The organism is Pilosibacter fragilis, assembly GCF_032490495.1.
Taxonomy (GTDB): domain Bacteria; phylum Bacillota; class Clostridia; order Lachnospirales; family Lachnospiraceae; genus Pilosibacter; species Pilosibacter fragilis.
Genome location: NZ_JAVYJB010000014.1, coordinates 1 through 22,003 on the forward strand (window position 1 = coordinate 1; position 22,003 = coordinate 22,003).

The window sequence follows — 22,003 nt, forward strand, 5'->3', positions numbered from 1 at the left end:
ATGAAAAAGAGTTAGAGAGTCTTATGCCATGGTCAAAAGATCTTCCGGCTGAGTGTTATAGCAAGCGCCGCAAATGAGCGGCGCTGTATTTGGCGTGGGGCGAAGGATTTGACCTTTACGATATTATTTATATGCTGGAAGATTATACAGGGCTTACAGAGGGCTACTGTATTCTGGGTATCAGAGTAACAGACTATACGGGTAAGATGTCCGAAACGGACACAGAAAGCGGGGCGGTAAATGTTTGAGTTTATGGACGGCGTAGTAGATGCGATGGAAGAAACGGGAAAGGTAGTAGTAGACGGGGTGGTATATTGCCTGATATGCGTAGCTAAACTGGCGTTGATAATAACAGCGCCAGTATGGGCGCTGCCGTATACGATATGGAGAAAGGGGCGTAAGCAGTGAAATACAGACAGTGGAAAAAGAACTATAAGAAAAAGCATGGAGTAAACCCGCCGTTAGAGCTGGACAAGCGAAAACAGCGCAGGCTTGCAAGAAAAATGGCAAGACAGATAAATAAAACCTTGCCAACAGCAGCAGAAACATTGACGGCAGCTATTAACCGCTGGGCGCAGAGTATAAAGCCAGCACTGGCGACATTATGCGAGAACGTAGCAGCGGCGTTTAGCAATATGGCAGCAGGATTGAGAGAAGAAAGCGAGGCGGTAGAAAATGACTAATATTTTACTGGGAATTATAGCACTGGAATTGCTGGCTATATTTTCAAAGCTGGACAAACTGGAAGAGAGGGGCAGAGAGAATGAATAACGTATCACTTACAGGGCGGCTTACAAGAGAGCCAGAGCTTAGATATGGCGGGCAGGACAATAGCACAGCTATTACCCGCTTTACGCTTGCAGTAGACGACGGGAAAGACACAGATTTTATAAATATTAAGTGTTTCGGACGTACTGCGGAATGGGCGCAGAAATGGTTAAGCAAAGGCAGCAGGGTAGAGGTTACTGGCAAGATTAAAACAGGCAGCTACGAGAGCCAGCGCACGGGCAGTAAGGTATATTACACAGAGGTTGTGGCAAATAGCGTAGGCTTTGGAGAGAGCAAAGCAGAGGCAGAGGCGAGAGGGCAGCAGCTGCCGGAGAGTGACGGGTTTATGAATATCCCAGAGGGAGCAGACGAAGAGCTACCGTTTAATTAACAGAAAGCGAGGTACAGAACATGGAGCAGGAAGAAACAAAGACAACAGCGGCGGCAGGGGTAGAAATGCCGCCAGAGGCTGAAAGCTGGGTACAGCTGCATGAAAGCGAATTAACAGAGCTGATGCAGAAACAGGCAAAGGCTGCAATAACGGAACTGAAACGACAGGAAAAGCAGGAGAGGAAGAAAGAGAAATACCACAATACTTTTACGCTTATGAAATGTTACCGTGATGCGGTTTTTCATATCGAGAACGCCATAAGCGACGGGCAGCAGTTAGAGCTTAAGGGCATGACGGACGAGCAGCAGCGTACATACTTAGAGAGTATCAGACGCACACGCTTTAAGACATTGATAATGACAGCACATATAGACAAGGCAGTAGAAGAGATAGAGCGTCGCAGAGAGGCAGCAGGCAGAGGCGTAGAGTACAAGGCTTTTGAAATGTATTTCATGCAGGGTATGGACTATGCGGAAATTGCAGAGGAACTGGACACAGGAAAGAACACACCGAGGCGCTGGGTTACGGGCATCATAAACGAGCTGTCAGTATTATTGTGGGGGATTGACGAAGAGAGGGTAAAGTAAGTGTTTGAAAAAATAAAAGCATGGATAAAAAGAAAGCGGGAAACAGCGAGAGAACAGCAGGCGGCAGACAGGTTGATAAAGCATATAGAGCAGGCGTTAGGATTTGAGCTTTACGAGCAGCTAAGAGCAGCAGGCGTGCCAGTAAGAGAAATGATAACAGAGCAGCAGCGGGTAATATCGTGGTAAAAACGTGGTGTTTACATGGGAAAACAAAAGAGATACAATGGTAGCATGAAATGAGTAGGCGATAGCTTAAGCCATGTGCGGCAGCAGTTGCCTACTCTTTTTCTATTCATTCTTTAGCCTCCACCCAGCGCATGAAACTTAGGGCGCTGGGGAATGAAGAAAGAGAGGGGACAGTATGAAAGCATGGGCTAAGAGTTTTTATTTATCAGCGGCATGGGAAAAAACCAGAGCCGCTTATTTAATGTCACAAGATTATATTTGTGAACGCTGCGGGCAACCAGCAAAGATAGTGCATCATAAGCGCTGGCTTAACAGAGAGAACATAAACGACATAAGCGTTACGTTGTGCTGGGATAACTTAGAGGCGTTGTGCCAAGACTGCCACAACAAGGAACACCACAAACAGGAGAGACATAAGCGGTATCGGTTCGACGAGAACGGCGGCATACTCCCCCCATATCAGAAAAATAATTAAAGGGGGCGAATACCGAGGGGGATACCCTAAAATTACCCTACGGGCGTGCGCACGGGTGGTGTAGGGGGTGTGGTGCGGCGCAGGAATGGAAAGCGGGGTAAAGGAATGGCAACAAAGAAAGAGAAAACCAAAGAACAGAGGATAAAGACAGAAAAGACCAGACTTAAAGGAATTTTTAAGGACTTAGACGAAAACAAAAGAAAATTAGTAACGCCGCTGATAGAAAAGGCTGCATTTATGAGCGTTGAGCTGGACGACTTGCAGGCGACACTTGAAAAAGACGGCTGGACGAGTGAATACCAGAACGGGCAGAACCAGTGGGGAACAAAGAAAAGCCCAGAGGCAGAAACATACATAGCGCTTAGTAAGAACTATGCAGCAGTAATAAAGCAGCTGACGGAATTAGTACCAGCTGCAAAACGAAAGACAAGCAAGCTGGCAGCCTTGCGGGAAGAGTAAGCAGGATTGCCGCCATATCGAAATTATATCTATGAGTACCACGCAAAGATTACAAGCGGCGAAATCATAGCGGGAAAATGGATAAAAAAGATATACGAAATCATTATAAACGGGCTGCAAAAGCAAGAGTATTTTTTTAATGCAAAGGCAGCAAACAAGGCTATAAAATTCATAGAGAATTTTTGCCACCACAGCAAAGGGCGTAATGATTTAATCAAATTGGAACTATGGCAAAAAGCCATAGTTTCTGTTGTTTTTGGCATACAAGACGCAGAAAAAATACGTGTTTTCCGTGAAATTTTTATTGTTATTGGCAGAAAAAACGGAAAAAGTTTATTTGCATCTGCGATTATTGCATATATGGCATATTTAGAGCCAGAGTACGGGCAAGAGATATATTGCTTAGCACCAAAATTAGACCAAGCCGCATTAGTGTATGACGGATTTTATCAAATGGTACAGGCAGAGGACGAATTAGCAGAGCTGGCAAAGAAAAGGCGCAGCGATATTTATATTGCAGAGAGCAACACGGTAATAAAACCGATTGCTTTTAACGCTAAGAAGTCCGACGGATTTAACCCGCAGCTTGTAGTATGCGACGAAATGGCAGCATGGAGCGGAGACGCTGGACTTAAGCAGTACGAGGTTATGAAATCTGCTTTAGGCGCACGTACTCAACCAATGATATTAAGCATAAGCACTGCGGGATATATCAACGACAGTATTTATGATGAACTGATGAAACGTAGCACAAGTTTCTTGAAAGGAAACAGCAAAGAGCGCAGGCTATTACCATTCCTTTACATGATTGATGATATAGAGAAGTGGAACGACATAGACGAGCTTAAAAAGGCTAACCCTAACATGGGTGTATCTGTAAAAGAGAGCTTTTTTATAGACGAAATAGCCGTAGCAGAGGGCAGCTTAAGCAAAAAAGCAGAGTTCCTTACAAAGTATTGCAATATCAAACAGAACAGCTCTATTGCATGGCTGGAATATCAGACAGTAGAGAGCGCAGGCGTAGAAAAGACCTTAGAGGACTTTAGGGACTGCTACGCAGTGGGCGGCATTGATTTAAGCCAGACAACAGACTTGACGGCGGCAAGCGTGGTTATTCAGAAAGACGGCATACTGTATGCGTTTACACAGTTCTTTATGCCACGGGGCAGGCTGGAATATTTGCAGGCTACGGACGGTGTGCCGTATGACATTTTTGTAAAAAAAGGACTGATAACACTAAGCGGCGAGAACTACGTAGACTATCACGACGTTTACGGCTGGTTTACTATGCTGCTGGAAGATTACGGCATACGACCTCTAAAAATTGGATACGACAGATACAGCGCCCAGTATCTTATTACCGATATGGCAAATTACGGTTTTCACATGGACGACGTTTACCAAGGCGAAAACCTTACACCAGTTATACGGGAATTTGAGGGCATCATAAAAGACGGCGATTTTAAGATTGCCGACAACAATTTACTAAAGACACATTTCTTGAATGTTGCGCTTAAGCACAACATGGAAACAAGAAAATTCAGACCTATAAAGATTGAGCAGCGGGCGCATATCGACGGCTTTGTATCTGTCATAGATGCAATGACCGTGCGGCAGAAATACTGGGAAGAGTGCGGCGAGCTGCTTAAAAATGCCGCATAGAAAGGAGCGTAAACGGCATGAAATTTTTAGATTACCTTTTTCATGGTAAAGAGCTGCGATATATCGACAGCTATTTTAAAATGCTGAACGGATACAGCCCGACGTTTACCAGCTACAACGGCGGCGTATATGAAATGGACTTAACCAGAACAGCAGTAAATAGTTTTGCTACGCATTGCAGCAAATTAAAGCCAGAGATTGAGGGCAGCGCCCTTAAGTCGCTGGAAAAGACACTACAGCATAAGCCTAACTATTTCATGGATACAACAAAATTTATTAAACGTCTGGCAACGTATGTAGCGGTGGAACACACCGCTTTTATTATACCTATCGACGACGAATACGGACGGCTTTGCGGCTGGTATCCGTTGAGAGCGCAGCGTTGCGAGGTAGTAGAGGCAGCAGGGCAGGTATATTTACGTTATCTTTTTGCGAATGGAGAGTATGGAGCGATAGAGTTTGAGCGTGTAGGCATTATGACAGATTTTGAATACACAGACGACCTTTTCGGAGAAGATAACAGGACGCTTAAGCCGACAATGCAGCTGATACATACGCAAAATGAGGGAATTATAAACGCTGTAAAAAATTCTGCAAATATTCGTTTTCTGGCAAAGGTAGCAAATATGTTAAAACCAGAGGACATAAAGAAAGAGCGGCAGCGTTTTACAGAGGATAACTTAAGCGCAGACAATGACAGCGGCATGATTATTTATGATAACAAGTTTAGTGAACTGAAACAGGTAGAAAGCAAGCCGTATACACCAAACGCATTGCAGATGCAGCATATACAGGAAAATGTATGTACGCATTTTGGTACAAATATGGATATTCTGCAAAATAAGTTTGATGAAAATACGTGGAACGCTTACTACGAGGGAAAAATAGAACCGTTTGCAATACAGTTATCGCTTGTTATGACAAATATGAGCTTTACCGAAAGAGAAAGAGCATGCGGTAACGCTATTTTCTTTTCTGCAAACCGTCTGCAATATGCCAGCAATGCAACAAAGCTAAGCGTAAGCACGCAGCTTTTCGACCGTGCGCTACTGAACAGAAACGGCGTAATGGATATTTGGAATATGGCGCACGTAGAGGACGGGGAAAAGTATTATATCCGCAAGGAGTATACAGAGGTAAGCGAACTGCAAAAGAGCAATGAAAAACCGCAGATAATCATACAGCAAACGCCAGCAGCGACAGGACAAGCGACAGAGCCGCAGCAGACACCGCCAGCGGCAGCAGGAGAGCCGACAGGCGAGCTGAAAGAGAAAGAGGGTGTAAATAATGCCGATTAAGAAAGAACGGGAATATAGGGCGCTGGCTGCGCCATTAACTGCACAGGCAGCAACAAAACTGATACAGACAGAGTATTACGTAGAGGGCTATGCAACTACGTTTGATACACCGTACTTATTATATGAATTTGAGGACGGTACAAAGATTTACGAAAGAATAGACGCACACGCACTGGACGGCGCAGATATGAGCGACGTTATCATGCAGTACGACCATGAGGGCAGGGTATTTGCCAGACAATCTAATAAGACGCTGATTTTACAGCCAGATTACAAAGGGCTTAAGGTGGCAGCTGATTTGGGTAAGACAGATTTAGCCCGTGGGTTGTACCAAGACATAGACGCAGGCATGATAAATAAAATGTCGTGGGCGTTTACGGTAGCAAAGGAAAGCTACGACAGGGAAACACACACACGAAATATTTTGAGAATTAAAAAGGTTTATGATGTATCAGCCGTGAGTATTCCAGCAAACGGAGATACTGAAATAAGCGCCCGTGCTTTTGCGAATAGGAGATATGAGCAGGAGCGGCAGGAGTTGCTTAAAAGACGGGCAGCAATACTAAAGATTAGAGCGAGCTTATAAAAAACAAAGACAAGAAAGGAAACATAACCATGAGATTAAAAGAAATCGAGGAAAGATTAGCAGCAATTAAAAACGAGCTTACCACAAGAGCAGCGGAGCTGAAAGAGGAAGAAATTACAGCGTTGGAAAATGAGGTAACGGCTTTACAGGAAGAGAGAGCAGCAATTAAGGCGGCGGCAGAAAAGCGTAGCGCATTGCTTGCAAGAATTGCAGCAGGAGAAAACGTAGGAGACGGCGAGGGCGACGGCAGCGGACAGCAGAGAGTGCTTAGAAATTTTAAGGGAGCAGCTGGCGAGGGAGACAACGACGACAAATACGGCAGCATGGAATACCGCAAAGCATTTATGAAATACGTATGCAGAGGCGAGGCACTGCCGAAAGAGTACAGACAGAGCGAAGTAAGCAAGAGTACAGACGTAGGCGCAGTAATTCCTACGACAGTGCTTAACCAGATTGTAGAAAAGCTGGAAAGCACAGGTATGATTTTGGCACTTGTAACCAGAACAGCATACAAAGGCGGCGTATCTATTCCCGTATCCACTGTAAAGCCTACTGCAACATGGGTAAATGAGGGAGCAGGCAGCGACAAGCAGAAAAAGAATATTGCAAAAGACGGCATGATTACTTTTGCATACCATAAGCTGCGCTGCGCAGTAGCTGTATCGCTGGAAGTAGATACAATGGCAATCAGCGCTTTTGAGACACTGCTTATTAACAATATCGTTGAGGCAATGACAAAGGCACTGGAACAGGCGATTATTGACGGAAACGGAACAGGAAAGCCGAAAGGAATTTTAGCAGAGACACCAGCAGACGGGCAGACAATCGAAAGCGCCGCACCGTCTTACGCAGATTTGATTAAGGCAGAGGGTGCATTACCTATGGCTTATGAAAATGGCGCTGTATGGTGCATGAGCAAAAAAACCTTTATGGAATACGTAGGCATGACAGACAAGAACGGGCAGCCTATCGCAAAAGTGAACTACGGAACATCTGGAAAGCCCGAAAGAACGCTTTTAGGTAGAACCGTTGTACTTTGTGATTATGTAGCAAGCTACAGCGCAGCACTTGCGAAAGATACAATTTTTGCGTTCCTTTTCAATTTCAAGGACTACGTGCTTAATACCAACTACTCTATGGGAGTAAAGAAGTATGAGGACAACGACACAGACGACCAGATTACAAAGGGCATTATGCTTGTAGACGGCAAGGTAGTAGACAAAAACAGCCTTGTAGTTGTAAAGAAAATCGAGGCAGTGTAATTAACAAGGCAGCTGGTGTATAAGCACTGGCTGCCAGAAAGCGAGGTAGACCATGAAAGGGCATTTAGACGCTAAAGAGCTGGAAAGCTACAAGAAAGAAGATTTGCAGGAACTGGCAAAGCAGCTGGGAGTAGATGCAGAGGGAACAAAAAAAGAAATTGCCGCACGCTGCGCAGCAGTCGAGGTAGAGATACCAGACGACAGCGAACTTACAGAAGAGGAAAAGAAAGCAGCGGAAGAGGCGGCGGCAGAGGCAGCAGCCAAAGCCGAGGAAGAGAGAAAGGCGGCAGAGGCAGCAGCCAAAGCCGAGGAAGAAAAGAAAACAGCAGGACTGGTAAAAGTGAGAGTAAAGAACCGTTTTCTTGATAAGGAATTGAACCAGATTAAGGATACAGGAGATACTTACACAGTAACCAGAGAACGTGCAGCAGTTCTGGTAAATGCAGGAGTAGCGGAAGAAACAGAGTAAGAAAGAGGGTGCAGGCTATGGCAGCAACTGCCACAACATTAACCGAAAAGATGCGGGCGGCGCTGCGTATCAGCAGCACAAGCGAAAAAATCACGGAAGAAATAAACGACTGCATAGCCGCCTGCAAAATGGATTTGCAGGACGTAGGCGTAAAGAAACTGGAAGAAACAGACGCACTGATTATTAGAGCCATTACGCTATACTGCAAGGCAGAATTTGGATACTCTGATAAATCAGAGCAATTCTGGAAATCTTACGAGTGCCTTAAAATGCACTTAAGCCTATCCAGTGAATACACAGGCGGCGTTACGCCAGATACTGCGGACGACGAAGTAGGAGAGCAGGATATTAAGGATTTGTTTGGATAGGAGAAATAAGAGCAATGGCAATTAAGAGAGTTACATACGATACCCTTAAATTTCTGGTAGCGGAAATTAAAGAACGCTATGCAGAAAAAGGCGACATAGGGGCGCTGGGGGGGCTTGATAAGGTAGCTGTAGAAAATCTTACAGAAGATTTGAAAAGCCTTATAAACGGGAAAGCAGATGCAGCTACAACACTTGCAGGCTATGGAATTAAAGACGGAATGACCGCAACAGAGGTAGCCGCCGCTATTTCCACAGCGATTGCAGGGACAGACCACTTAAGCCGTGTAATGGTAGACAGCACGGGAGACATTGATACAGTAGCGGACGACGCAGAAAAGAAAATTTACATGGTAAAAAATGCCAGTGGAGAGGCAGGAAACCTTTACAGCGAATACATGGTAATTAACGGTAAACTGGAAAAGGTGGGAGACTGGAAAGTAGACTTAAGCAGTTATGCAAAGACTACGGAAGTAACGGCAGCCATTGCAAATGCACTGACAACATACGCAAAGACCGCAGACGTGACAAAAGCAATCAACGAGGCAGTAGCGGGACTTATCCAACTGGACGACTTAAGCGTAACAGTTACGGGTGCAGGCAATGTGATTACAGGGCTTGCGTATGATAACAAAACAGGCAAATTTACAGCTACAAAAGGAATAACGGCACTGACAGCAGCAGACCTTACAGAAATTACGCAGCAGGAAATAAAAGCCTTGTTTGCATAAGTGAGGTGCTGGCATGAGGTGGTTTAGCTTTACCAGCTTAAAGGCATTGATACAGGAAATGAAAGCCAGAGAAAGCAGCAATATGCAGGCTGTAAATAATACGTTTTCAGAAGTTTACGAAAACATGGAAACATTGGACGGGCGCATAGATGCCTTAGAGCATAAAACAGATGCTGCATATCTGGGTAACTGCTATTGCGGTAGCGTTTATTTGGGCTATGTGTCCGAAACGGACACCTAAAAGAGAGGTAAGGTATGGACTGGGTAGACGAAATAACGCTGATAAGCGAGGCAAGCGAAAAAGACAGGGTAAACAAAAACGGATTTGCGACAAAGCCGAAAGAAAGCACCCGTACTGTATTTTGTAATAAAAAATCAGTGGGGTATAGCGAGTATTTCAAGAGCCAGCAGACAGGAAAGCTGGTAGAGGCAAAGTACGAGGTACATAAGGCAGATTATGGCGGCGAGGACGTAGTAGAAGTAAACGGGCGGCGCTATTTTGTACTTAAGACCTACGATACAGGGACAGACACCATAGAGCTTACGCTTACAGATTTACGCCACAGAAACGAGGTGTAAGCATGGGAGAATTTAATACAGTCGGGCTGGAAGATATTATAGACGCTTTCGGCAGGAGAGAAACCGCCACGGTTGAGGCAGTACCGAAAATGCTTAAGGCTGGCGCAGATGTGCTGATAGAGGCACAGAAAGCAGAGGCACAGGCAATGGGACTGAACGAAACGGGCGGTTTTATCAATTCCATAAAAGCTACGGACGTAAAGGGCGACGATACGGAGAAATACGTAGAGATATACCCGCAGGGACGGGCAGGGCATGGAAACGACAGGAAAGGCGATAAAAGCAAAGTGCGCTATGCAACAATCGGCTTTGTGGCAGAATACGGGACAAGCAGCCAGCAGGCACGCCCGTATATGACAACGGCAAACGCCAAGGCGCACGAAAAGGTAGTAGAGGCGCAGCACAGTATATGGGAGAGTGAAACGGGCAAATGAGCATACAGGAGATTTTAGAAAGCGCAGGGCTGCCAGCCCAGAGGGGCGTATACACTGGACGGGATAAGCCGGACGCATACTATACGTTTCTGCGGCTGCTGGGTACGTCTGCGGTAAATGCAGACGACGAAGAGAAAGAGCGCAGGGAAATGTATAGAGTTACGCTTTTCCATAAGGGCGATTTTGAGGCGCAGCTTGATAAGACAAAAGAGGTATTGATAGCAGCAGGCGTTTATATCAACAGCATAGATGCAGAAAGCTACGAAACAGAAACGGGGTACTGGTTAGTGCCTATCACAGTCGAGATTTTGAAAGAGGAGTGATTAAACAATGACACTGGGACTGAAAGATTTATATTATGCCGTATGCACAGAGGCAGACGGCGTAGAAAGCTACGGAGCGCCTAAGAAAATGGCAGAGGCAATGACAGCCGATTTATCCGTAAAGACCGCAGACGGCAGTTTATATGCAGACGATACGTTAAGCGAGAGCGTCACGGAGTTTGCAAGCGGCACGCTTAAGCTGGGAATTAAAGACCTTACGCCGGAAGTGCTGGCAGAGCTGCTGGGGCAGGAAGTGGACGAGAACAGCGTAGTATGGGCTGGAAAAGAGGACGAGCCGCCGTATGTTGCGGTAGGGTTCAGAGCAAAGAAAACGGGCGGCAAATACCGCTATGTATGGCTGCTTAAAGCAAAATTCAAAGTACCGTCTGAAAAGTATGAAACTAAGGGCGAGAGCATCAAGTTTAATACGCCGGACATTGAGGCAGATTTTACAGCCAGAAAGAAAGATAACCGCTGGAAAGCAGACTTTGTGGGAACAGAGGACAGTAAGGCGGCTAAGACATGGTTTACAGCCGTACCCGAACCGGCAGCGGCAATGAAGGAAGTATAAGAGAAAGGAGAGAGGCGCAGCGCAGGCTGCGCCTTAATTTATAGCATGAGCGCAATTAAAGACGGACGTATGCCCGTAGAACTGAACGGCAAGACCTATTATTTACTGTTTTCCCTTAATGCACTGGACGAGATGCAGGACAGATTTGGGGGATATGACAAGCTGGACAAGGCTTTTGACCAGAGTAACCCGACCATGATTAAAGATTTACGCTGGTTGCTTACCCTCATTATCAACGAGGGCATGGAAGAGGGAGAAACACCGCTTACAGAGCAGCAGGTAGGTAAGTTAATTCATATCGGCAATCTGCCGCAGATTAAAGACGCTATTTTCTCTGCTTTTGTATATTCCACAAACGGCGGGGAAGAGAAAGAGGCAGCAGACGGAGAGGCAGACACAACAGAAGAGGGAAACAGAGTAGCCGTGCAGGACGAATAGACACCGCACGGCTGCTTTATATAGCAATGGCTATGCTGCATTACACGGAAAGCGAGGCGTGGAAAAAGACACCTTACCAGATTATTAAGCTATTCGGCTATCACAAGGAGTATAACCCGCACATTTTCGGGCAGGAAAGCAGCAGCGCACCAGCACAGGCAGCAGAGGGCATGGACGACATAGACATAGCGTTAGGGGGCTTGTAAATCATGGCTGATAAAACAGACAATATTAAAACCAAACTTAGTTTTGACGGCGAGGCACAGTATAAAGCAGCCTGCAAAGAGATTAACAGCACCCTTAAGCTGCTTAACTCTGAAATGAAACTTGTAACGGCAGAGTATAAGAGCAATGCGAGCAGTGCAGAGGCGCTGAAAGCCAAGCAGGAAGTATTACGCAAAACTTACGACGAACAAAAGAAAAAGGTAGAGGAAACAGAAAAAGCCCTTGCAAAGTGCAAAGAGGCTACAGGAGAGAACAGCGAGGCAAGTAAAAAGCTGGAAACGCAGCTTAATTACCAGAAAACAGCCCTTGCGAATACAGAAACAGAGTTAGGAAAGACCACTACAGAGCTGGACAAGGCAGAAAAAGCCGCAGACGGAATGGGAAACGAGGTAGAGGACAGCGGCAAACAGGCGAAAGAGGCAACAAGCAAATTCAGTGGCTTTACAGAGGTTGTAAAAAAGGTTGCAACAGCAACGGCAGCAGCGGTGGCGGCAATCGGCACGGCAGCCGTAGCAGCAGGCAAGGCACTTTATGATATGGCGAGTGATACGGCATCTGCGGGCGACCAGATAGACAAGGAAAGCCAGAAAATGCAGATAAGCGCAAGCCTATACCAGCAGTTAAGCTATGCCTGCGAGAGAAGCGGCAGCAGCGTAAGCGACTTAACAAAAGGCGTTAAGAACATTACTACAGAGCTGGGGAAAACAGCAGAGGGAGCGAAAGGCGCAGGGGCAAGTTTTGAGGCTATCGGCGTATCGCTGAAAAATACAGACGGAAGTATAAAAAGCACGGAGCAGGTGCTTTTAGAGAGCATAGACGCACTGGCGGGCATGGAAGATGAAACACAGCGAAATGCAGCCGCACAGGATATTTTTGGAAAGAGCGCAGCCGAGCTTTTACCGTTGCTTAATTCTGGCGCAGACGGAATTAAGCAGCTTATGGACGAAACAGAAGAATATGGCATGATAATGTCGGACGAGGCAGTAGCAGCAAGCGCAGCGTTTGAGGACAGTTTAAGCCGCCTGCAATGGACATTTAGCGGCGTAAAGAACAGTATCACTGGCGAAATGCTGCCGTCTATCACAATGATTATGGACGGGCTAAGCGACCTTATGGCGGGGCAGGACGACGCAGGCGAGAAGATAAAGCAGGGCGTTACTGGAATAATCAGCAATATTTCACAAATGATACCGCAGATATTGGAAGTGATAACGAATATAGCAGGGGCAGTGCTGGAAAGCGCACCCTCTATTATGCAGGCATTGGCGCAGGGAATTATAACGGCGCTGCCTACGTTATTGCCGACCATAACAAACGTAGTAACCAGCATTGCAACTATGCTGATACAGCTACTGCCGCAGATTTTAGAGGCGGGTATGCAGATACTCATAAGCCTTGCGCAAGGTATCGCACAGGCGCTGCCTACATTGCTGCCGACAATCGTAACGGTGGTTACGAACATTGTAACCATGCTGATAGAAAATATACCGCTGCTGATTACAGCAGCCTTACAGCTTATTACAGGGCTGGCGCAGGGACTGGTAGCAGCGTTGCCCGTACTGATTGAGGCGCTGCCGGAAATCATAACGGCTATCATAAATGCGTTGATTGAGGGTATACCGCTTATTATCGAAAGTGCGGGCGATATTATAGTTGCGCTGATTGACGGCATCATAGATGCAATACCGCTTTTAATCGCAGCTATGCCGCAGATTATTGCAGCCATTGTAACAGGACTGATTACGGGGCTGCCTAAGATTTTGACGGCAGCAGGCAAGCTGGTAACAACAATCATAAACAAGATAAAAGAGCTGCCTACTCTGATACAGCAGGCAATCGCTGCGGGCGTTGAGAAAATAGCAGAGTGGGGCGCAAATATGCAGGAAAAAGGCGACACGGTTATAACAGATTTTGTAACGAAAGTTATAGATATTGTTAAGGAGCTGCCGCAGAAAATCTGGAACAGTATAGTAAGCGCAGTTACCAGAGTGGCTACATGGGGCGCAAATATGCAGACCAAAGCCAAAGAAGTAATGAACACAATGCTTATGAACATTGTAACGATTGTGAAAGAAACGCCTGCTAAAATCTGGAACAGCATAGTAGGAGCAGTTACCAGAGTGGCTACATGGGGCGCAAATATGCTTACGAAAGCCAAAGAGGTAATGAACACAATGGTAACAGGCATTGTTACTATCGTGAAAGAAGTACCGCAGAAAATCTGGAACAGCATAGTAGGAGCAGTTACCAGAGTGGCTACGTGGGGTACAAATATGCTTACGAAAGCCAAAGAGGTAATGAATACAATGGTAACAGGCATTGTTACTATCGTAAAGGAAATACCAGAGAAGATATACAACAGCATTTCTGGCGCAATTTCCAAAGTGGCTACATGGGGTACAGAAGTAAAGAACAAAGCCGTAGAGGGCATGAAAAATGTAATTACTGGCATAACCGACGTATTTAAGGATATTGGCAGTACGTTTGCTGGGTTCGGTAAGAACATGGTAGAGGGCATCTGGAACGGCATACATGGAGCTACGCAGTGGATAAAGGACAAAATAAGCGGCTGGGTAGGTAATGTTACCGACTTCCTTAAGGGATTATTTGGAATTAACAGCCCGTCTAAGCTGATGCGTGACGAAATCGGCGTATATCTGGCGCAGGGTATCGGCGTTGGCTTTTCTGATGAAATCGGCGGCGTTAAGAAAATGATTGAGGACAGCGTACCGCAGGAGTTCGACGTAGGCGCAAAGGTAAACGTAGGCAAAGAGCTTACAGACGATTACGACGACAAAAAGCCAAAGCCGAGAGGTGGCGGCAGTGCAGCAGGCGGCGTAGTTGTCAATCAGTATATTTATGCGAATACTACGGACTACGCAAAGCAGCAGAAAGAGGCAGCCCGACAGTTCAGAATGATAGCAAGGACGGTGTAACGCATGGAAAATGAAAAACTGACTTACATAAATTCAAGGGGCGAGCGGTTAGAGCTGGGAGTAGACAGCGTATACCATTGCAACATAAGTAAAGACGTAGAGGGCATTTCCGGCGTTACGAGCGTCATTTACAGCACAAACAGTATGGGACAGCACGGCGACACCTACGTAGGGCAGCGTATCGAGGCAAGGGACATAGACGTAGTGGGGCATATCAACACACGGGATAAGGCGCAGGCATTGGAACTGCGCCGCCGTATGCTTAAGATATTTAACCCAGAGCTTAGCGCTACGCTGGTGTATGAGTACGGCGGCTTTAAGCGTGTGATTGATTGCAGGGCGTATGGAGAGCCTAAGATACTAAAGAAAGAGGTACTTTATGAGTTTGATTTACAGATAGAGTGTCTTAACCCGTTCTGGCGGGAGGAGGAAGAAACAAAGGAAGATATAGCAAGCTGGGTGGCTGCGTGGCATTTCCCTTGCGTTATCGAAAAGGACAGCACAAAGAGCATGATATACGGATACCGAGCGGAAAGCGTAATAGTGGACTGCTACAACGAGGGCGACGTATCCACAGGAATGAGGATAAGGTTTACAGCACTGGGGACAGTTTCAAACCCGATACTGCTTAATGTGGATACAGAGGAATTTATACAGATTAACGCCACTATGAAAACGGGCGACGTGATAGAGATTAACACGAAGTACGGCAGCAAGGGCGCTAAGCTGATAAGGGACGGCGTAGAAACCGACTATTTCCGCTACATTGATGTAGACAGTACATTTATGCAGCTTGCCATAGGCGACAATATGTTTAGGTATGATGCAGCCAGCGGCGTAAATTCTCTGGAAGTATCCATATTCTACAGCAAGGAATTTTTAGGAGTGTGACGGTATGGAGCTTAGAGTATTCGACAAGACAGTACAGCCGCTGGGAGCTATAGACGAGCTGGCAAGCCTGCTATGGCATACAAAGTATTTTGACGTAGGAACTTTTAGCCTGCTTGCGCCGATTACGGACAATAACAGCCGTTTGCTGGTAGAGGGTAACTTAATAACCAAGCACGACGGAAAAAAGGAAGTAAAGACCGCTGACGGCGGCGTATGGCGCAGGGCAGCGCAGATAACCTACGTACACATTACCAAAGACGAGAACGGCTTAGAGCAGTTAGAGGCACAAGGCTATATGCTTAGCTGGTGGCTTAATAAGCGCTGCATTTATCCGCAGATTGTGGCGACAGGTACAAACCAGTATCTTATAAACCTTATGGTAAAGAACAACTGCGGCAGCGCAGCAGGAACAAAGCGGCGTTTTCCATTGCTTACATTTCTGGCGCAGGAAACCATAGACGGCGTGGCGGTTGAATATGCAAACGAGGTATACGCACAACTGGGGCAGGAAGTAAAGGCAAGGGCGCAGGCTGGAAAGCTGGGCTATGACATTCTGCTTAACGAAAGAGAGAGACTGTTTGGCTTTTATCTGTATAAGGGCAATGACCTTACAGCCACAAATACCGAGGGTAACACACCCTGCATATTTTCAAGAGATTTTGATAATGTCAACGAGCAGGAATATACAGCCAGTATAGAGAACTGCGGCAACTTTATTTATGTGCAGGGAGCAGCTGACGACGACGGCAGCCAGCCAGTAACCACAGTGGACGGCGAGGGCGCAACGGGGCTGGATTTAGTAGAGGTATTCTGCGACGCTACGGACATTGCCAGAAAGTACCAGCAGGGGGAAACAGAGGTAACAATACCGCTGAATACCTATATTGCAATGCTGAAAACGAGAGGCAGCGCAGAACTGGAAAACTACGGCAAGAACATAAATTTTGTAAGTACCATAAATACAAATTCAAACTTAAAATTTAAGGCTGATTTTGATTTAGGCGACCGTATTACTTGCAAAGAAACCAAGTGGGGCATACAGATAGATGCACGCATTACAGAAGTAGCAGAAACATACCAGAAAGGCGAGGAAACCATAGAGGCGACTTTTGGCGACAGCCTGCCGACACTGGTAGACCAGATTAGGAAAGTGAGGTAGCAGAAATGGCAAACAGCTTACCGTTTAATGCCGTGGCAGTAGACGGAGAGTACGACAGGGTATATAAAGCCGAGGATTGGGCGTGGTACTTTGCTACTTTCATTGCAAACGGCATTTTTCCAAAGCCAAGCGACGGGCTACAGGTGGTAGCTTACAGCGGCATGGAAATAAGAGTAAATGCAGGCTATGCCTTTATAAACGGCTACGCCTTTAGAAATCCTGCAACGCTTAGCGTAACACTGGATACGGCAGAGGGAGCGCTTAACAGGGTGGACAGGGTAGTAGTTCGCTGGGATTTGCCGCAAAGAGATATGTATATTGCGGTGCTGAAAGGCACACCGTCTGCAAAGCCGACAGCAACGGCAGTAACACGCACTACGGAAATATGGGAGCTTGCGCTTGCAGATATTTACGTAGGCAAGGGCGTAACAAGGATACAGACGCAGAACATCACAGACCAGCGGTTTAATAGCGCAGTCTGCGGCATTGTAACAGGAACGGTGGAAGAGATAGACGCAAGCGTGCTTACAAAGCAGTTTACGGACTTTTTCAACACCTACAGCGCAGCCGTGCTGGACGAGTTCAGCGCATATAAGCAGAGTATGGAAAAGTACCTTACAGAGATTGCGGGCGTATATGACAGCTACGTAAGCAAGACAGAGGGCTTATTTGCACAGTATGAGAGCCAGTTTAACGAAAGATACAGCAGTTTTGAAAGCACGCTTGACAACTGGGACAAGGAACTTTTAAGCGCCTATACAGAATTTATGGCAAAAATTAAGTTATTCCAGTCGGACGCTGAAAACGAATTTAACACATGGTTTGAGAGTATCAAGGACAAGCTGGGCGAGGACATAGCAGGCAGCCTGCAACTGCAAATTGAAGAGCTGGCAGCAGCCATGCAGGAAGTGAAAAAGCAGGCAGAGGCAGGCACGAAAGAAACAAAAGAGGCAATAGCAGCGCTGGACGAGCGACTTAAGAGAGTAGAAAGCGGCTGGGGCATTGACTATAAGCATGATGCTGTGCTGGGATTGTGTTACATGGGTGCAGCATACATGAGCCAGCATTACGAAAGAACAGTAGAAACGGCAGTGTTAGGGGCTACCTACGTGGGTAATTCCTATCTTGCAAATACATTTTAGAAAGGCGGCAGACCATGAAAGGATTTCCTAAAGTATTAAAGACAAAAGAGGATTATTACAACTGCCTTGCTATGGTAGCAAGCGGAGAACTGGCGGCAGCAGATTTGCTGGCGAAAATCGAGAGCGCAGAGAACCAGCGTTATATTGAGTGTGGCGTAGCAGCTGTAGAGGAAGAGAAAAAGGCGGTTACGGTATATTACTGCGACGAGGCAGCGGTAGGTATGAAATTTGTAGCGGGCGACGTATCCGGCACGGTGCAGGGAGTAACACATATCCAGACCGACGAGGCAGCGGCAGCAGGAGAGGCAGGAAACGACAGAACAGCCCTTACACTTTCCAAAGCGGTAAAAGCGGGCTGCAAGGTAATTGCGCTGGAACGCACAGACACCGTGGCAGGAATGACAACAGACGACATTGCAGCACTGAAAGGAGTATTAAAGCAGTATGAGTAGATTATTAGTGGACGACGTTACAAAGACCGACGCAAGGGCGCTTTTGAACGTAAATAAAATGGCTACAATCAGCGATATTGTAGCACCGAGCAATGAGTACATTTACGCCAGCGGAGCAAATGAACTGACCGTAGTAGAGGGCTGCGTAATTGCCGTGGGTGGTGCTGGAATTTTCAAGACAGCAAATACCATTCTTACGGCTGCTAATCTGGACGCAGGCAGCGCTTTTGCGGTAGGTAAAGACTATTACGTATATATCTGCGACAGCAGAATTGACAGCGCAGACGAGAAATACGTAATTTCCCTTAACTCTACATACCCGACAGGCTGGAACGCTACAAACAGCCGTAAAATCGGCGGCTTTCATTATGGACGCTGCCGCAAGGTGGACAGCAATTTACAGCCGCTTAATGGCAGCAGTGTTATTTTTGGCACAGGCTGGGAAAGTGCAGTAAGCAACGGCATTGTACCACGTTCTGTATGGACACTGGGACACCGCCCGAAATGCAGCCCAGAGGGTATGGTATATTTAGGCGGTGGCACATGGGTAGATATTTACCTTAATTCTGACGACGGAGCAAAGGGCTTGAAATCAGAGTACGGCTGCGCACCTATGACGGGTACAGAAAGCATGAACTGGTATAACTTTGTAGAACGTCTGGCAAAGAGCGGTAAACGCCTGCCGAACTATGCAGAATTTTGCGCTTATGCTTTTGGCAGCCCTGCCGGACTGGATAACGCAAATACAAACGCATGGAGCGCCACCAGCAACACAGGTAGGGGCGTAACAGGCAGTGTGGTAAATGCCGTTTCTTCCGTGGGCGTTGTAGATGCCGTGGGGCGTGTCTGGGAGTGGCTGGACGAGCTTATTACAAGAGCGGAACACGCCACAAATGCAGACTACCACGCAAGCGTAGCGTGGGGCTGGGACAAGAAAAGCCCATTGAACACAGGCGAGAAGTCTTACGACGTTGGTAACATTTACCAGTATTACGCATATTCTCTGGCGGCGCTGCTAGCGGGCGGCAGCTGGAGCAATGGGGCGAATTGCGGCGCTCGTGCCGTGGGTTGCAGCTATTACCCGTGGAATGTCATTACGAACATTGGCGCTCGTGGGGCGTGTGACTCTCTGTAGACGGCGGGCGAAAGCCCAGCCGGATAAACGGGGGTAAGGCATGGACATACAGACAAAAACAGATATTATACACCAGAAAATATACGATTTTCTGCTATATATTTACCCTCTGCTTACGAAGTACCCAAAGTATGAGAAATTCAGTTTACAGACGGCGACCAGAAACGCAATTCTTGAAATGCTGCAAGAGGTTATAAAGTGGGATAAGACGGCAACGAAAAGCCATTTATACACGGTGGATACGGCATTGCAGGAAAGTAAAGAATTGCTGCGGCTGGCGCATGATTTGAAATATAGCGCCATGAACGCACGGCACTACGGCGAGAGCTGCCGCAAGCTGAAAGAAATAGGCGTTATGCTGGGCGAACTGATAGAAGAGGTAAAGACCAGAAAATAGCAGGATATGGGGCAGCTGCTTACTTACAGCCTCTGGCGGCGCTGATAGCGGGCGGCAACTGGAACAATGGGGCGAATTGCGGCGCTCGTGCCGTGAATTGCAACAATTACCCGTGGAATGTCAATACGAACATTGGCGCTCGTGGGGCGTGTGACTTAGTGAGAACATTACAGGCACAGAGTTCTACGGAATACTGGCAAGGACTTAGAAAGGGATAAGACCGAGTGTTTAATATCCTATAGTCAGAGCGGCTGTCCCGCCGTGAGGCAAAGAGAAAAAATACGGCTGCTGGTTAGTAGCTACGGCGAAAGGCAGGAGCTTAATACTTGAAGAGAGTAGGATACATTACCGATAAGGACGGGCGGCGCATTACGCTTTTAGAGGCTATGGGCGACTATGGAAACGTACAGAAAGCCTATAACAAAGCCAGAAAGTGTAAACGCCACAGAAAAGACGTACTGATTTTTACGAAAGACAAAGAGGAAAACTTAGACAAGGTGCGGGAAGATATTCTAAACCTTGCCTATGAGCCGAGCGAATACCATTACTTTAAGGTGTACGAACCGAAAGAGCGGCAGATAATGGCGCTGCCGTTCTATGACAGGGTGGTACAGCACGCCATAAACAACGTGTTAGAGCCTATATTTGATAAGAGGTTTATATCGCAGTCTTACGCCTGCCGGAAAGGTAAAGGTATGCACGCTGCGTCTGATACGCTAAAAGAGTGGCTGTATGAGTGGAACAAATACCACCCAGACCAGCCGCTTTATGCTATCAAGGCAGATATACACCACTATTTCCAGAGCATAGACCATGCGGTATTAAAAACTGAAATACGTAAGGTTATAAAAGACGCTGGGGTACTGGCATTGCTGGACAGGATAATAGACCACAACGGCAATATGCCGGACGGCGTAGGGATACCAGTAGGAAACCTTACCAGTCAGTTATTTGCAAATATCTATCTGGACGCATTAGACCAGTTTATTAAGCATGAGCTGGGCGTAGAGGCGTACATACGATATATGGACGACTTTGTAATATTAAGCCCAGACAAGGAACAGCTGCGCAGCTGGCTTGCACGGATAGAGCAATTCTTACGGGAAGAGCTTAAGTTAGAGTTTAACCCGAAAACTACCATACTGGCAGCAAAGAACGGTATAGACTTTGTAGGCTACAAACACAGGGCAACGCACAGGAAAGTACGAAAGGACAGCATAAAGCGCATAAAGCGTACTATCAAGAAGTGCGAGAGCGGGAAAATCACAAAAGAGCAGTTACAAAAGAGTATACAGAGCTGGACGGGACACGCAGGACATGCCGACAGCTATAACCTACGAAAGAAAATAGAAACGCTGGCAGAGGCAGCCATAGAAAAGGCTGCTTAAGCGGCAAAATGCAGGAGCGAGTACATGAGTAGCAATTTATTAAGGGTAGTACAAGAACAACAGGAAACCATAGAAAAGCAAAGCAGGCTTATTGCTGATTTAATAGCCACTCTGGAAAGCTGGGAGCAGACAGCAGGCTACGACGGCGCAGAGCTGAAAGAGCGGGCAAAAGATTTGCAATTAAGAGAAAGGCAGGATTTATGAACATGACTATTACAGAATTTATTGAGGCGGCGGCACATAACAAAATTATCCAGCTGGTAGTATTGGCGATTGTGTGCGACACGGTTTTTGGCGTGCTGCGTGCAATCAAAGAGAAGAAATTTAACAGCTGCGCAGGCATTGACGGGGCTATCAGAAAAGTAGGTATGCTTATTTCTCTGGTATTCATGCTGGCAATCGACGTACTGATTAAGATTAACTTAATCGGATTTATACCGGAGCAGGCACGTACATATTTAGGGCTTGATACCGTGGGCGTGGCTGAATTTTTCGCATTGCTTTACATTGCCTATGAGGTAGTGAGCATTTTTAAAAATATGGCATTATGCGGGCTGCCCGTAAAAAAGGTATGGGAAAAGGTGCGGGAGTTTCTGGCGAAGTATACGGACGAACTGCCGGACACAGACGAACTGGACGGGGACAGCACCACAGGCAACGTAGAGGAACACAGGACACAGGAAAGATAAGAATA

Annotated in this window: 29 protein-coding genes; all 29 read left to right on the forward strand. The window is 46.6% G+C overall.

The window, feature by feature from the left end:
* The first annotated feature begins 404 nt into the window (after nt 1-404).
* The 29 genes from ABCW45_RS12620 (at nt 405) to ABCW45_RS12760 (ending at nt 21,998) form a co-directional block, all read left to right on the forward strand.
* Nucleotides 405-683: a hypothetical protein gene (locus ABCW45_RS12620; protein WP_055056144.1), complete on the forward strand. Its 279-nt coding sequence runs from the start codon at nt 405-407 to the stop codon at nt 681-683.
* A gap of 80 nt (nt 684-763) precedes the next feature.
* A complete protein-coding gene (locus ABCW45_RS12625; protein ID WP_118684104.1) occupies nt 764-1,159 on the forward strand; it encodes a single-stranded DNA-binding protein in 396 nt (131 codons plus the stop codon).
* 20 nt (nt 1,160-1,179) lie between these two features.
* The gene (locus ABCW45_RS12630; RefSeq protein ID WP_003023366.1) at nt 1,180-1,746 is read left to right on the forward strand and encodes a sigma-70 family RNA polymerase sigma factor; all 567 of its coding nucleotides are present in this window, start codon (nt 1,180-1,182) and stop codon (nt 1,744-1,746) included.
* Complete coding sequence (locus ABCW45_RS12635) at nt 1,747-1,932, forward strand: hypothetical protein (protein ID WP_343220964.1); 186 nt, start codon at nt 1,747-1,749, stop codon at nt 1,930-1,932.
* Nucleotides 1,933-2,107: 175 nt separating this feature from the next.
* Nucleotides 2,108-2,407: an HNH endonuclease gene (locus ABCW45_RS12640; RefSeq protein ID WP_002591264.1), complete on the forward strand. Its 300-nt coding sequence runs from the start codon at nt 2,108-2,110 to the stop codon at nt 2,405-2,407.
* A gap of 105 nt (nt 2,408-2,512) precedes the next feature.
* Nucleotides 2,513-2,866 (forward strand): hypothetical protein, encoded by a 354-nt coding sequence (locus tag ABCW45_RS12645; RefSeq protein ID WP_343220965.1) that lies wholly within the window; start codon nt 2,513-2,515, stop codon nt 2,864-2,866.
* A gap of 6 nt (nt 2,867-2,872) precedes the next feature.
* Nucleotides 2,873-4,528, forward strand: a complete 1,656-nt coding sequence (locus ABCW45_RS12650; protein ID WP_343220966.1) for a terminase large subunit — start codon at nt 2,873-2,875, stop codon at nt 4,526-4,528.
* A 17-nt stretch (nt 4,529-4,545) separates the two neighbouring features.
* Complete coding sequence (locus ABCW45_RS12655) at nt 4,546-5,826, forward strand: phage portal protein (protein ID WP_343220967.1); 1,281 nt, start codon at nt 4,546-4,548, stop codon at nt 5,824-5,826.
* Nucleotides 5,816-6,412, forward strand: a complete 597-nt coding sequence (locus tag ABCW45_RS12660) for an HK97 family phage prohead protease (RefSeq protein ID WP_343220968.1) — start codon at nt 5,816-5,818, stop codon at nt 6,410-6,412. Before ABCW45_RS12655 ends, ABCW45_RS12660 begins: the two co-directional genes overlap by 11 nt.
* Before the next feature lie 29 nt (nt 6,413-6,441).
* Nucleotides 6,442-7,674 carry a phage major capsid protein gene (locus ABCW45_RS12665; RefSeq protein ID WP_343220969.1) on the forward strand — a complete coding sequence of 411 codons (1,233 nt, stop codon included), beginning with the start codon at nt 6,442-6,444 and terminating at the stop codon, nt 7,672-7,674.
* A 52-nt stretch (nt 7,675-7,726) separates the two neighbouring features.
* Nucleotides 7,727-8,143, forward strand: a complete 417-nt coding sequence (locus ABCW45_RS12670) for a hypothetical protein (protein WP_343220970.1) — start codon at nt 7,727-7,729, stop codon at nt 8,141-8,143.
* Between the two features lie 17 nt (nt 8,144-8,160).
* Complete coding sequence (locus tag ABCW45_RS12675) at nt 8,161-8,511, forward strand: phage head-tail connector protein (protein WP_118684094.1); 351 nt, start codon at nt 8,161-8,163, stop codon at nt 8,509-8,511.
* A 14-nt stretch (nt 8,512-8,525) separates the two neighbouring features.
* Nucleotides 8,526-9,239 carry a hypothetical protein gene (locus ABCW45_RS12680; protein ID WP_118084366.1) on the forward strand — a complete coding sequence of 238 codons (714 nt, stop codon included), beginning with the start codon at nt 8,526-8,528 and terminating at the stop codon, nt 9,237-9,239.
* Between the two features lie 13 nt (nt 9,240-9,252).
* Entirely contained in the window at nt 9,253-9,480 is a 228-nt protein-coding gene (locus ABCW45_RS12685; protein ID WP_343220971.1) for a hydroxymethylglutaryl-CoA synthase, read from the forward strand.
* Nucleotides 9,481-9,494: 14 nt separating this feature from the next.
* Nucleotides 9,495-9,818, forward strand: coding sequence for a hypothetical protein (locus ABCW45_RS12690; RefSeq protein ID WP_343220972.1), 324 nt, complete (start codon nt 9,495-9,497; stop codon nt 9,816-9,818).
* Nucleotides 9,819-9,820: 2 nt separating this feature from the next.
* Entirely contained in the window at nt 9,821-10,252 is a 432-nt protein-coding gene (locus tag ABCW45_RS12695; protein ID WP_118019561.1) for an HK97-gp10 family putative phage morphogenesis protein, read from the forward strand.
* Nucleotides 10,249-10,575 (forward strand): hypothetical protein, encoded by a 327-nt coding sequence (locus ABCW45_RS12700; protein WP_118771914.1) that lies wholly within the window; start codon nt 10,249-10,251, stop codon nt 10,573-10,575. The genes ABCW45_RS12695 and ABCW45_RS12700 overlap by 4 nt, the downstream gene beginning before the upstream one ends.
* A gap of 7 nt (nt 10,576-10,582) precedes the next feature.
* On the forward strand, nt 10,583-11,146 hold the full coding sequence (locus ABCW45_RS12705) for a major tail protein (protein ID WP_118771913.1): 564 nt from the start codon (nt 10,583-10,585) through the stop codon (nt 11,144-11,146).
* Between the two features lie 69 nt (nt 11,147-11,215).
* Nucleotides 11,216-11,584, forward strand: coding sequence for a hypothetical protein (locus ABCW45_RS12710; RefSeq protein ID WP_243010027.1), 369 nt, complete (start codon nt 11,216-11,218; stop codon nt 11,582-11,584).
* Nucleotides 11,585-11,793: 209 nt separating this feature from the next.
* Nucleotides 11,794-14,745, forward strand: a complete 2,952-nt coding sequence (locus ABCW45_RS12715; RefSeq protein WP_343220973.1) for a phage tail protein — start codon at nt 11,794-11,796, stop codon at nt 14,743-14,745.
* A 3-nt stretch (nt 14,746-14,748) separates the two neighbouring features.
* Nucleotides 14,749-15,636, forward strand: coding sequence for a phage tail family protein (locus tag ABCW45_RS12720; protein WP_003023324.1), 888 nt, complete (start codon nt 14,749-14,751; stop codon nt 15,634-15,636).
* Between the two features lie 4 nt (nt 15,637-15,640).
* A complete protein-coding gene (locus tag ABCW45_RS12725; protein ID WP_118684081.1) occupies nt 15,641-16,795 on the forward strand; it encodes a siphovirus ReqiPepy6 Gp37-like family protein in 1,155 nt (384 codons plus the stop codon).
* A 5-nt stretch (nt 16,796-16,800) separates the two neighbouring features.
* Nucleotides 16,801-17,937: a hypothetical protein gene (locus ABCW45_RS12730; protein ID WP_002591281.1), complete on the forward strand. Its 1,137-nt coding sequence runs from the start codon at nt 16,801-16,803 to the stop codon at nt 17,935-17,937.
* A 14-nt stretch (nt 17,938-17,951) separates the two neighbouring features.
* Complete coding sequence (locus ABCW45_RS12735) at nt 17,952-18,389, forward strand: hypothetical protein (protein ID WP_055056154.1); 438 nt, start codon at nt 17,952-17,954, stop codon at nt 18,387-18,389.
* Nucleotides 18,382-19,524, forward strand: coding sequence for a phage major tropism determinant (locus tag ABCW45_RS12740; RefSeq protein ID WP_343220974.1), 1,143 nt, complete (start codon nt 18,382-18,384; stop codon nt 19,522-19,524). The genes ABCW45_RS12735 and ABCW45_RS12740 overlap by 8 nt, the downstream gene beginning before the upstream one ends.
* A 40-nt stretch (nt 19,525-19,564) precedes the next feature.
* A complete protein-coding gene (gene avd / locus ABCW45_RS12745) occupies nt 19,565-19,921 on the forward strand; it encodes a diversity-generating retroelement protein Avd (protein ID WP_002591284.1) in 357 nt (118 codons plus the stop codon).
* 326 nt (nt 19,922-20,247) lie between these two features.
* The gene (locus ABCW45_RS12750; protein WP_118293891.1) at nt 20,248-21,309 is read left to right on the forward strand and encodes a reverse transcriptase/maturase family protein; all 1,062 of its coding nucleotides are present in this window, start codon (nt 20,248-20,250) and stop codon (nt 21,307-21,309) included.
* 24 nt (nt 21,310-21,333) lie between these two features.
* A complete protein-coding gene (locus ABCW45_RS12755; RefSeq protein WP_117553022.1) occupies nt 21,334-21,513 on the forward strand; it encodes a hypothetical protein in 180 nt (59 codons plus the stop codon).
* 2 nt (nt 21,514-21,515) lie between these two features.
* The gene (locus ABCW45_RS12760; protein WP_002591287.1) at nt 21,516-21,998 is read left to right on the forward strand and encodes a phage holin family protein; all 483 of its coding nucleotides are present in this window, start codon (nt 21,516-21,518) and stop codon (nt 21,996-21,998) included.
* The last annotated feature ends 5 nt before the right edge of the window (nt 21,999-22,003 follow it).

Coding starts and splice junctions, on each gene's coding strand:
- ABCW45_RS12625 (WP_118684104.1), top strand. CDS start 764: ATGAATAACGTATCACTTACAGGGCGGCTTACAAGAGAGCCAGAGCTT.
- ABCW45_RS12630 (WP_003023366.1), top strand. CDS start 1,180: ATGGAGCAGGAAGAAACAAAGACAACAGCGGCGGCAGGGGTAGAAATG.
- ABCW45_RS12640 (WP_002591264.1), top strand. CDS start 2,108: ATGAAAGCATGGGCTAAGAGTTTTTATTTATCAGCGGCATGGGAAAAA.
- ABCW45_RS12645 (WP_343220965.1), top strand. CDS start 2,513: ATGGCAACAAAGAAAGAGAAAACCAAAGAACAGAGGATAAAGACAGAA.
- ABCW45_RS12655 (WP_343220967.1), top strand. CDS start 4,546: ATGAAATTTTTAGATTACCTTTTTCATGGTAAAGAGCTGCGATATATC.
- ABCW45_RS12660 (WP_343220968.1), top strand. CDS start 5,816: ATGCCGATTAAGAAAGAACGGGAATATAGGGCGCTGGCTGCGCCATTA.
- ABCW45_RS12665 (WP_343220969.1), top strand. CDS start 6,442: ATGAGATTAAAAGAAATCGAGGAAAGATTAGCAGCAATTAAAAACGAG.
- ABCW45_RS12670 (WP_343220970.1), top strand. CDS start 7,727: ATGAAAGGGCATTTAGACGCTAAAGAGCTGGAAAGCTACAAGAAAGAA.
- ABCW45_RS12675 (WP_118684094.1), top strand. CDS start 8,161: ATGGCAGCAACTGCCACAACATTAACCGAAAAGATGCGGGCGGCGCTG.
- ABCW45_RS12680 (WP_118084366.1), top strand. CDS start 8,526: ATGGCAATTAAGAGAGTTACATACGATACCCTTAAATTTCTGGTAGCG.
- ABCW45_RS12685 (WP_343220971.1), top strand. CDS start 9,253: ATGAGGTGGTTTAGCTTTACCAGCTTAAAGGCATTGATACAGGAAATG.
- ABCW45_RS12690 (WP_343220972.1), top strand. CDS start 9,495: ATGGACTGGGTAGACGAAATAACGCTGATAAGCGAGGCAAGCGAAAAA.
- ABCW45_RS12695 (WP_118019561.1), top strand. CDS start 9,821: ATGGGAGAATTTAATACAGTCGGGCTGGAAGATATTATAGACGCTTTC.
- ABCW45_RS12700 (WP_118771914.1), top strand. CDS start 10,249: ATGAGCATACAGGAGATTTTAGAAAGCGCAGGGCTGCCAGCCCAGAGG.
- ABCW45_RS12705 (WP_118771913.1), top strand. CDS start 10,583: ATGACACTGGGACTGAAAGATTTATATTATGCCGTATGCACAGAGGCA.
- ABCW45_RS12710 (WP_243010027.1), top strand. CDS start 11,216: ATGCCCGTAGAACTGAACGGCAAGACCTATTATTTACTGTTTTCCCTT.
- ABCW45_RS12715 (WP_343220973.1), top strand. CDS start 11,794: ATGGCTGATAAAACAGACAATATTAAAACCAAACTTAGTTTTGACGGC.
- ABCW45_RS12720 (WP_003023324.1), top strand. CDS start 14,749: ATGGAAAATGAAAAACTGACTTACATAAATTCAAGGGGCGAGCGGTTA.
- ABCW45_RS12725 (WP_118684081.1), top strand. CDS start 15,641: ATGGAGCTTAGAGTATTCGACAAGACAGTACAGCCGCTGGGAGCTATA.
- ABCW45_RS12730 (WP_002591281.1), top strand. CDS start 16,801: ATGGCAAACAGCTTACCGTTTAATGCCGTGGCAGTAGACGGAGAGTAC.
- ABCW45_RS12735 (WP_055056154.1), top strand. CDS start 17,952: ATGAAAGGATTTCCTAAAGTATTAAAGACAAAAGAGGATTATTACAAC.
- ABCW45_RS12740 (WP_343220974.1), top strand. CDS start 18,382: ATGAGTAGATTATTAGTGGACGACGTTACAAAGACCGACGCAAGGGCG.
- avd (WP_002591284.1), top strand. CDS start 19,565: ATGGACATACAGACAAAAACAGATATTATACACCAGAAAATATACGAT.
- ABCW45_RS12755 (WP_117553022.1), top strand. CDS start 21,334: ATGAGTAGCAATTTATTAAGGGTAGTACAAGAACAACAGGAAACCATA.
- ABCW45_RS12760 (WP_002591287.1), top strand. CDS start 21,516: ATGACTATTACAGAATTTATTGAGGCGGCGGCACATAACAAAATTATC.